This window comes from Victivallis sp. (assembly GCF_048170485.1).
Lineage (GTDB): Bacteria > Verrucomicrobiota > Lentisphaeria > Victivallales > Victivallaceae > Victivallis.
In genome coordinates this window covers 1-8,579 of the sequence record NZ_DBEXAY010000298.1, presented here as the reverse complement: position 1 = coordinate 8,579, position 8,579 = coordinate 1, and the positions used below count along the sequence as shown (strand labels likewise).

The 8,579-nt window shown below is 63.7% G+C and carries 6 protein-coding genes; 5 read left to right on the top strand and 1 reads right to left on the bottom strand.

Annotated elements, in window-relative coordinates; genetic code table 11:
* Positions 1–157 precede the first annotated feature (157 nt).
* Entirely contained in the window at positions 158–1,183 is a 1,026-nt protein-coding gene (locus ACMLHG_RS15480) for a GntR family transcriptional regulator (RefSeq protein WP_417171077.1), read from the top strand.
* On the top strand, positions 1,180–3,411 hold the full coding sequence (locus tag ACMLHG_RS15475) for a glycoside hydrolase family 2 protein (RefSeq protein WP_417171076.1): 2,232 nt from the start codon (positions 1,180–1,182) through the stop codon (positions 3,409–3,411). Before ACMLHG_RS15480 ends, ACMLHG_RS15475 begins: the two co-directional genes overlap by 4 nt.
* Positions 3,412–3,433: 22 nt before the next feature.
* On the opposite strand, the gene ispH is transcribed toward ACMLHG_RS15475, so the two are convergent.
* Entirely contained in the window at positions 3,434–4,378 is a 945-nt protein-coding gene (gene ispH / locus ACMLHG_RS15470) for a 4-hydroxy-3-methylbut-2-enyl diphosphate reductase (RefSeq protein ID WP_295806702.1), read from the bottom strand.
* 220 nt (positions 4,379–4,598) lie between these two features.
* On the opposite strand from ispH, the gene ACMLHG_RS15465 reads away from it, so the two are divergent.
* From ACMLHG_RS15465 to recN, 3 genes are all read left to right on the top strand, one after another.
* Complete coding sequence (locus ACMLHG_RS15465; protein ID WP_417171075.1) at positions 4,599–6,191, top strand: sodium:solute symporter family protein; 1,593 nt, start codon at positions 4,599–4,601, stop codon at positions 6,189–6,191.
* On the top strand, positions 6,188–6,790 hold the full coding sequence (locus ACMLHG_RS15460) for an L-threonylcarbamoyladenylate synthase (RefSeq protein ID WP_417171074.1): 603 nt from the start codon (positions 6,188–6,190) through the stop codon (positions 6,788–6,790). The genes ACMLHG_RS15465 and ACMLHG_RS15460 overlap by 4 nt, the downstream gene beginning before the upstream one ends.
* Before the next feature lie 79 nt (positions 6,791–6,869).
* The gene (gene recN / locus ACMLHG_RS15455; protein ID WP_417171073.1) at positions 6,870–8,531 is read left to right on the top strand and encodes a DNA repair protein RecN; all 1,662 of its coding nucleotides are present in this window, start codon (positions 6,870–6,872) and stop codon (positions 8,529–8,531) included.
* The last annotated feature ends 48 nt before the right edge of the window (positions 8,532–8,579 follow it).

Genomic DNA, 8,579 nt, shown 5'->3' with positions numbered 1-8,579 from the left:
CAAATCTTCGGTAATGCAACTTTTTCCGCCGATTTTTTCCGGCAATCTTCGTCTTTTCCCGTCAACGCCGGGTGCAAAAGTTGATTTGCATTTTTTCCACGTGGTATTATCTTATAGAACCACGAAAAACGGGAGGTGTGCCATCAGTTCCGGAGATTTGACCGAACAGGTCCGGATGCGGGTCGTCAACGGCCTGCTGTCCGGCGAATACATGCCGGGAGACCGGCTGCCGGCGGAACGGGATTTCGCCCGGCTCTCCGGCTGCAGCCGGATCACCGTCCGGCGCGCCTTCGCCCGGCTCGAAACGGCCGGCATCATCACCCGCAGTCCGGCGCACGGCACCCGGATCAGCAGCTGCTTTTCCGGCAACACCGCTCCCATTGAGAGCGTCGGCATTCTGGCGACGCTCCGCGAAACCTTCGCGGTCGAATTCATCGATACGCTCACCCGGCTGATGAACGAGCGCGGCATTCTCGCGGTTCTCGCCGCCCAGGAGCCGCAAAGCGCCCTCCAGGCCGGGAGCGCGGTCCGGCTCTTCTCCAAAGGGGTGTGCAATCTGATCGTCTGGGGGCTCGACCGGCGGCTCGATTTCTCCCTCTTCGAAAAACTGCGGGTGCTCGGCGTCAATCTGGTCTTTTTCGACCGGGTCGAGCCCGGGCCCTTCGCGGATTTCGTCGGGCTGGACAACCGCAATGCGGTGGAACAGCTCTTTTGCTACACCCTCGCCCGGAAGAAGCCGCGGCGGATTCTCTTCGCCAACCGGGCGGGACTCGCGGTGGACGCCCTCGACCAGCGACGCGACCGCTGCCGGGAACTGTGCCGACAGCACGGAATCGATTTTGCAGAGACACTGCTCCCCCGCCGGATTTCGCCGGAACAGGCCCGGGAAGCGGTCCGGAATCTCGACGGCGAAACCGCGCTCTTCTGTGCCAACGACGAGATCGCCCTCCCCCTCAAGACGGCGGCGCCGGAACTCGACTGCTGCAGCATCGACGGCACCGGCGAAGCGGCGGCAAGCGGCATCGTCAGCATCCGCCAGCCGATGGCGGCGATGGCGGCGGCGGCACTCGACGCCTTGGAGCGTCAGCGAAAACTCGGCGCCCGCTGGAAGGCGGGGAAAACGCTCTTCAACGGCACACTCATCGAACCGGATTCATCAACAGGAAAGGTCCTATGCCCATGAAACAGCTCCTTCTCAACGGCCGGTGGCTCCTCAGCGGAACCGGCGCAGTCGACGTGCCGGCGATTCCGGCCGAAGTGCCCGGAAACATCGAACTCGACCTTCACCGGAACGGCATCATTCCGGACCCCTTCTTCGGCGAAAACGTCGATCTTCTGCGTCCGTTTGAATTCAACAACTGGGAGTACGAACGCTCGTTCGAGCTCCCCGCCGACTTCCCGGCGCAGGCCGATCTGGTCTTCGAAGGCATCGACTGCCTCGCCGAAATTCTGGTCAACGGCAAACCGGCTGGCAAGGCCGACAACGCCTTTCTCCGCCACCGGTTCGCGGTGGACGACCTGCTCCAACGCGGCGGCACCAACACCGTGACCGTGCGGATTGCCTCGCCCGTTCTCGCGGCGAAGAACATTCCGCTCGACCACCACAGCAAGGCGCAGGCGTGGAACTTCGAATCGCTCCGGATCCGCAAGCCCGCCCACAGCTACGGCTGGGATATCGCCCCCCGGATGATCCTCGGCGGCCTCTGGCGCGACGTGCGGCTGGAGGAACGCCCGGAACACGCCCTGCAGTGCTGTTACTTCTGCCTGCGGGATCAGCCCGGAGCGAAGGAAAAACAGCTCTGTTTCTCCTGGAGTTTCCGCACCTCTCTCAACTACTGGGATGAGTTCGACCTCGATGTAACCGGCCGTTGCGGGGAGTCGGAATTCCACTTTCAGCGCAAGGCGAAGTTCACCTCGGGGTTCGACATCATACCGGTGCGGAATCCGAAACTCTGGTATCCGGCCGGGTACGGCGAACAGAATCTCTATGAAGTGGACATCCGGGTGAGCCATCGCGGCGAGGAGCTCTTCACCGCGCACCGCACGATCGGCATCCGCTCCGTCAAGCTGGAATACGACGAAACGCCGGAACATTTCAAATTCCGCTTCCGCGTCAACGACATTCCGGTCATGGTCAAAGGCTCCAACTGGGTCCCGGCCGACGCGCTCCACAGCCGCGACCGCGAACGGACGATTCCGATTCTCGAACTCTTCCGCGAACTCGGCTGCAACATGCTCCGGGTCTGGGGCGGCGGCGTCTACGAATCGCCGGAATTCTACGACTACTGCGACAGGCACGGCATCATGATCTGGCAGGATTTCATGACCGGCTGCGCCTTTTACCCGATGGACGAGAAGTTCATGGGCCGGTTCCGCACCGAAGTCGAACAGGTCGTGCTCGAACTGCGTCAGCACCCGGCGCTCGTTCTCTGGGCGGGCGACAACGAGGTCGATCAGTTCGCCGCTCACACCTTCGACGGGCGGAAACCGAGCCACAACCGGCTCACCCGGGAGCTCATCCCACAAGTGCTCCACCGGCTCGACCCCTCCCGCCCCTATTTGCCGAGCTCGCCCTACATCTCCCCCGCCGTCGAGGCGCGCGGAGAGGACGATCTGCACTCCCCCGAACAGCACGTCTGGGGGCCGCGCGACTACTTCAAGAGCCCCTTCTACGCCGCCAATCCGGCCGCGTTCATCAGCGAGACCGGCTACCACGGCGCTCCGGCGGTGGAGTCGCTCCGCAAATTCCTCTCGCCGGAAAAACTCTGGCCCGGACACGACAACTCCGAATGGATCGCCCACTGCACGACCCCGGTCTACGCCTACCGGGTCGAACTCATGTACCGGCAGATCCGCGAATTCTTCGGCATCGAGCCGGAGACGCTCGAAGAGTTCGTCGCGGCCAGCCAGATCGTCCAGGCGGAGGCGAAGAAGTTCTTCGTGGAAAATGTCCGCGCTCACAAGTGGGAAAAGTCCGGCATCCTCTGGTGGAACGTCATGGACTGCTGGCCGCAGTTCTCCGACGCGGTGGTGGACTACTACTTCAACCGCAAACTCGCGTTCGACTACATCCGCCGTTCGCAGAAGCCATTGCAGGTCATCCTCGGCGAATGGGCCAATTGGGGCCATCGGGTGATCGTCACCAACGACACCCTCGCGCCGGTGAAGGGTTCCGTCACCGTCAGCGACGCCGATACCGGGGAAATCCTCTTTGCGGGGGATTTCGAGGTTCCGGCCAACGCGAACGCCGACGCCGGCAGGTTCGACCTGCCCAACGGCGAGCAGCGGCTGCTGCTGATCCGGTTCGAGGCGGGCGCGCTCTCCGGCGCCAACCACTACCTCACCGGGCGGCCCCCCTATTCGCTCGAACGGTGCCGGGAGTGGGGAAAAAAGATCGCCGCACTCGGCTGAACAACTGCGCGCCGCCGGAATTTCAGACCGTTCCCGGCTCCGGAATCTCCGGCGGAGCAAACTCCAGTTTCTGCTCGGGCGTTCCGAGCAGACGGACCGGCCCGAACCCCAGCTCCGCGAGCCGGGCGACAGTCCGCTCGACCAGCTCCTCCGGCGCGCTCGCTCCGGCACTCACGCCGATTGCCCCCTGCCAGCCGGCAACTTCCGGCGGCAGTGCCTCCGGCCCGTCGATCAGAAACGCGCGACAGCCGCAGGATGTTGCGATCTCCCGCAACCGGTTCGAATTGGAGCTGCGCCGCGAGCCGATGATCAGCACCATGCCGCAGTGTGCGGCAAGTTCCCGGACCGCCGCCTGCCGGTTGGTGGTGGCGTAACAGATTCCGGGGCCGCACTCCAGCGCGGGATAGCGTCGCCGCAATGCCTCGGTCAAACGCTCCACGCTCTCGCAGTTGAGCGTTGTCTGAGCGAGCCGGCTGATCCGGCGTGCGTCGGGGCAGTCGGGCAGAGCGGCGATGTCCGCTTCATTTTCCACCACCAGCACCCGGCCGCCGCCGGTCCGGCCGAGCACCCCTTCCACCTCCGGGTGGCCGCGGTGGCCGATCAGAATCAGCAGATCGCCGGGGCGGCTGTACCGGGCCGCCGCCACCTGCAGCCGTTTCACCAGCGGACAGGTGGCGTCGACAATCCGGAGCTTCCGTTTTTCCGCCTCCTGCTCCACCGCGGCGGAGACGCCGTGGGCACTGAAGAGCAGCACCGCCCCTTCCGGCACTTCCGAAAGCGTTTCGGCAAAGCGGACGCCCTGTTTTTTCAGATTGTTCACAATAAAGTCGTTGTGAACAATTTCATGCAGCACGTAAACCGGCGCGCCGCACCGATGCAGCACCGATTCCACCGCCCGGAGTGCCCGCCGTACACCGGCACACATGCCGTGAGGAACGGCAACGAGAATTTCTTTTTTCAGGTCCATTTGGATATCATAATCCGTGACGGATTTTTTTTCAAGCGCAAAAACAGTGGAAAAAATCCGTTTTTTTTCAATTCGAATGTTGAATTCATGATAAAAAACGATAGTTTATAACGCGGTACAGGCAGTGCAGGGAAAAGTCCACCGGCATGGAACAGAAATCCGGGGACTTGAATCCTGCTTTGTTATTTTAGTTTTTCATTCCAGCATAAGGCAATCGCGTATGGAAAATCAGCTTAGCGAAGCCGCAGTTCAGGCTCAACAGGCGGCCGGTTCCTTCGGCCTCTCCGCCGGGGACAAACTCACGCTGTGGATCGGCATCGGGATCTATATGATCGTACTGATCGGCATCGGCATGTGGTCCAGTCGACGGGTCAAGGGGATGAATGACTTTCTCGTCGCCGGCCGACGGCTCCCGTTGTGGATGTCCACCGCGACACTGCTGGCCACCTGGTTCGGTGCCGGTTCCAGCATGGGCGTCGCCGCCACCGTCTACGCCGAGGGTATCGGCGGCGTACTCGCCGACCCGTTCGGCGCCTCCGCCAGCCTCATCATCTCCGGCATCTTCATCGTCGGTATGCTCCGGCGGCTGAAGTGCCTCACCGTCACCGACATCGTCGAGCGCAAATACGGCAAATGGGCGGGCGTCTACACCTCGCTGTGGATGATCCCGGTCTACATCGGCTGGCTCGGCGCCCAGCTGCTCGGCATGGGGACCATCCTCCACGTGCTCACCGGCATGAGCATCCTGCACGGGACACTGATCGGCGCGGTGGTCGTGCTGGTCTACACCTTTGCCGGCGGCATGGGGGCGGTGACGCTCACCGACGTTGTACAGGTGTCGCTCATCGTCATCGGGCTCTTCCTGATCGTACCCGGCGCCCTCGGTCAGGCGGGCGGCTGGGACGCGGTGGCTGCCCGGCTCTCCTCCGACGACCTCTCACTCTGGATCCACACCCAGGCGGGCGCCGCCCCCACCACCACCGACTGGGTCTACTACATCGGCAGCTGGATCATCATGGGGCTCGGCTGCACCATCGGTCAGGATCTGATCCAACGCTCACTCGCCAGCCGCAATGAGAAAATTGCCGCCAGCAGCGCGGTGATCTCCGGCTTCTTCTACGCCGCAATCGGCCTGGTGCCGATCACCATCGGATTCACCGCGCGCTACGTGCTCGCCGCCCACGGCGTCACCGCCGAAGCGATGGGCGGAGACATCGAAAACCAGGTTCTGCCCCGGATGGCGATCATCATCCTCGGCAACATGCATCCGCTGATTCTCACCGTCTTCCTCGCCGCGCTGATTTCGGCGATCATGAGCTCGGCGGACAGCTCCCTCCTGGCCGGTTCCTCGCTGCTCTGCAACAACGTCATCGGCTCCATCTGGCCGCGGCTGAGCGATCAGCGTCTGCTCTGGTTCACCCGCGTCACCACGGTGCTGCTGACCATCATCGCGCTCTATCTGGCGACCAACGTCGAGAGCATCTACAAACTGATGATCAACAGCTGGGCCTCACAGCTGGTCGTCGTCTTCCTGCCGGTCATCACCGCGCTCTACGTGCCGAAAGCGAGCAAGAATGCCGCCTGGGCGACGATGGCGGTCTCCACCGGCGTCTGGATCGCCTACACCTTCGTCAACTCCTGCGGAACCGGGCTCTCCTTTACTGAACTCATGAACAGCGATGAGTTCGACCGGGCGCTGACCTGCGGCGCGGTCTACGGATTCGCCGCCGGCATCGTCGCCTTCCTCTGCAGTTACCTCGGAGAACGCATTCCGCACTGGATGCTCGACCAGCGTGACGAGGAAGAAGAATGAGTCCCGTCGTCGATCTTGCGGCGACGGGCATCCGCGCGGCCGCCCGCCGCGCCGCCGAACTTCTCGCCGTACCCGGAACCGTTCTGCTGCTGCCGACCGAAACGGTCTACGGCCTCGTCTGCCGCGCCGACGACGAAACGGCGGTGCGCCGCATCTACGAACTCAAGGGGCGCGCCGCGGCAAAGAAGCTCGGCTGGTTCATCGCCGACTGGAGAAAACTCCCGGAGTACGGCGTCCGGCTCGACGGGCTCCCGGAGAAACTTGCGAAACGCTACTGCCCCGGGCCGATCACCATCATCGCCCCGCTCACCGGCGGAGAGACCGTGGGATTCCGGGTGCCGGATCACCCCCTGCTCGCAGAGCTCCTGAAGCTGGCCGATTGTCCGCTGGCGCAGACCAGCGCGAACCGTTCCGGGGAACCGGATGCGCGCGACCTCTCCGCCGCACTCGCCGGCCTCGCGGGTGACGTGGCGCTGGCCATCGACGGCGGGCCGATCGCCGACGGTGCCCTCGCCTCGACGGTGGTGGACGCCTCCGGGACGGAGCCGCGCATTCTGCGGCAGGGAGCACTCCATCTGGAAGAGATCCGGAACTCCTGATCTCCGCTTCGGGCAAAATTCCCTGCGCCACCTTGAAAATTCATCCCGGCGTGCTATTTTTTACGGTATGCTCACCTACTTGAAAATCACAAATTACGCCCTGATCGAATCGGCGGAGCTCGAATTCGGTCCGGGCTTCAACGTCGTCACCGGCGAATCCGGTGCGGGTAAATCCATTCTGATGGGTTCGGTCGAACTGCTACTCGGCGGCCGCGCCTCCCGCGGCGTTCTCCGCACCGGCGCCGACCGCTGTACGGTTTCCGGCAGTTTCACCGTTCCGCCGCATCTGGTTGAAACGGTGGGGACTCTGCTCGATGAAGCGGGGATTCCGTTCGACCGCGAGACGGCCGAGCTTCAGATCCGGCGGGTCATCACCGCCTCCACCGTGCGGAACTTCATCAACGACACTCCGGTCGGCGCACGGCTGCTGGCTGAAATCGGCGGCCAGCTGGTCGATCTGCACGGCGCAAATGAACAGCTTTCGCTCACCGTGCCGGCCCGCCAGCTCGAACTGCTCGACCACTATGCCGGCAACGGTGAACTCCGGAACCGCTGTGCGGAACTTGTCGCCGCGCTCGACCGGCTCGACGAGGAGCGGCGCGAATTCGACCGCTCCATTCCGGATGAGACGGAGCTCTCCCGGCTCGAACTGCTCGCCGAAGAGATCGACCGGGTCAATCCCCTCCCCGGCGAGGATGAAGAGCTTTCCGCCAAACACAAGCTCGCCTCCAACTCCCGGCAGGTGATCGAGACCGCCGGACGGCTCACCGAAGTGCTGACCGACGGGGAGGACTCCCTCGCCGACCGCCTCGGCGACGTCTACCGCAGTCTGCAGGAACTCGCCCGCATCGATGAAACGCTCACCGGAGAACTGCTCACCGAATGCGACGCCATCCGGGACGAGGTGAACAGCCTCTCCGAATCGGTCAGCGCACTCGCCGACAAAGTCGATCTCGACGCGGAGGCGCTCGCGGCCATCGAAACCCGCCTCGGCGAACTCTTTACGCTGAAACGCCGCTACGGGCCGTCGCTCACTCAGGTGCTCGACGCCCGCGCCGAAGCGGCGGAACGGCTGGCCAACTACGCCCGCACCCGCGAACGGCGCGAAGAGTTCGACGCGCGCCGCAAAGAGTTGACCGCGGAACTTGCCGACGCCGCCCGCCGCCTCTCGGAACAGCGCCATGAGTGCGCCGCCAGATTCGCCGACGAGGTCCGCGCCAAGCTCGGCGCCATCGGCTTCGGCAAAAGCCGCCTTGAGGTGGAGTTCACAACGGTGGAACCCGGCCCCACCGGCATGGACCGGATTGAACTCATGTTCTCCGCCAATGCGGGGGAAGCGCTCCAGCCGCTGCGCAAAATCGCCAGCAGCGGGGAACTCTCCCGCCTGATGCTCGCACTGAAAACCGTCCTCGCCGACGCCGACTCCATTCCGGTGGTGGTCTTCGACGAGATCGACGTCAACATCGGCGGCGAGACCGCCAACCGGGTGGGCGAAGAGCTCCACAACCTCGGCCGGCACCGCCAGATCCTCTGCATCTCCCACCTCGCTCAGGTGGCCGCCCGCGCCGACCGCCACTACTGTGTGGTCAAACATACCGAAGGTGACCGAACCTTCTCGGAAAGCCGGCTTCTCAACGACCGCGAGCGCGCCGCGGAGATCGCCCGCATGCTCGGCGGCGGCGACTCGGCGCTCGTTCACGCCCGCTCCATTCTCCGGAATCTCCGCGCCACACGCGACTGAATCCAGTTCCTTCTTTGAAAAAATCGATTTTTCCGCTTGCGGTTTTTA

Bases quoted from the DNA above. Each gene is read 5' to 3' on its own strand.
- ACMLHG_RS15475 (WP_417171076.1), top strand. From the start codon at position 1,180: ATGAAACAGCTCCTTCTCAACGGCCGGTGGCTCCTCAGCGGAACCGGC.
- ispH (WP_295806702.1), bottom strand. From the start codon at position 4,378: ATGGACCTGAAAAAAGAAATTCTCGTTGCCGTTCCTCACGGCATGTGT.
- ACMLHG_RS15465 (WP_417171075.1), top strand. From the start codon at position 4,599: ATGGAAAATCAGCTTAGCGAAGCCGCAGTTCAGGCTCAACAGGCGGCC.
- ACMLHG_RS15460 (WP_417171074.1), top strand. From the start codon at position 6,188: ATGAGTCCCGTCGTCGATCTTGCGGCGACGGGCATCCGCGCGGCCGCC.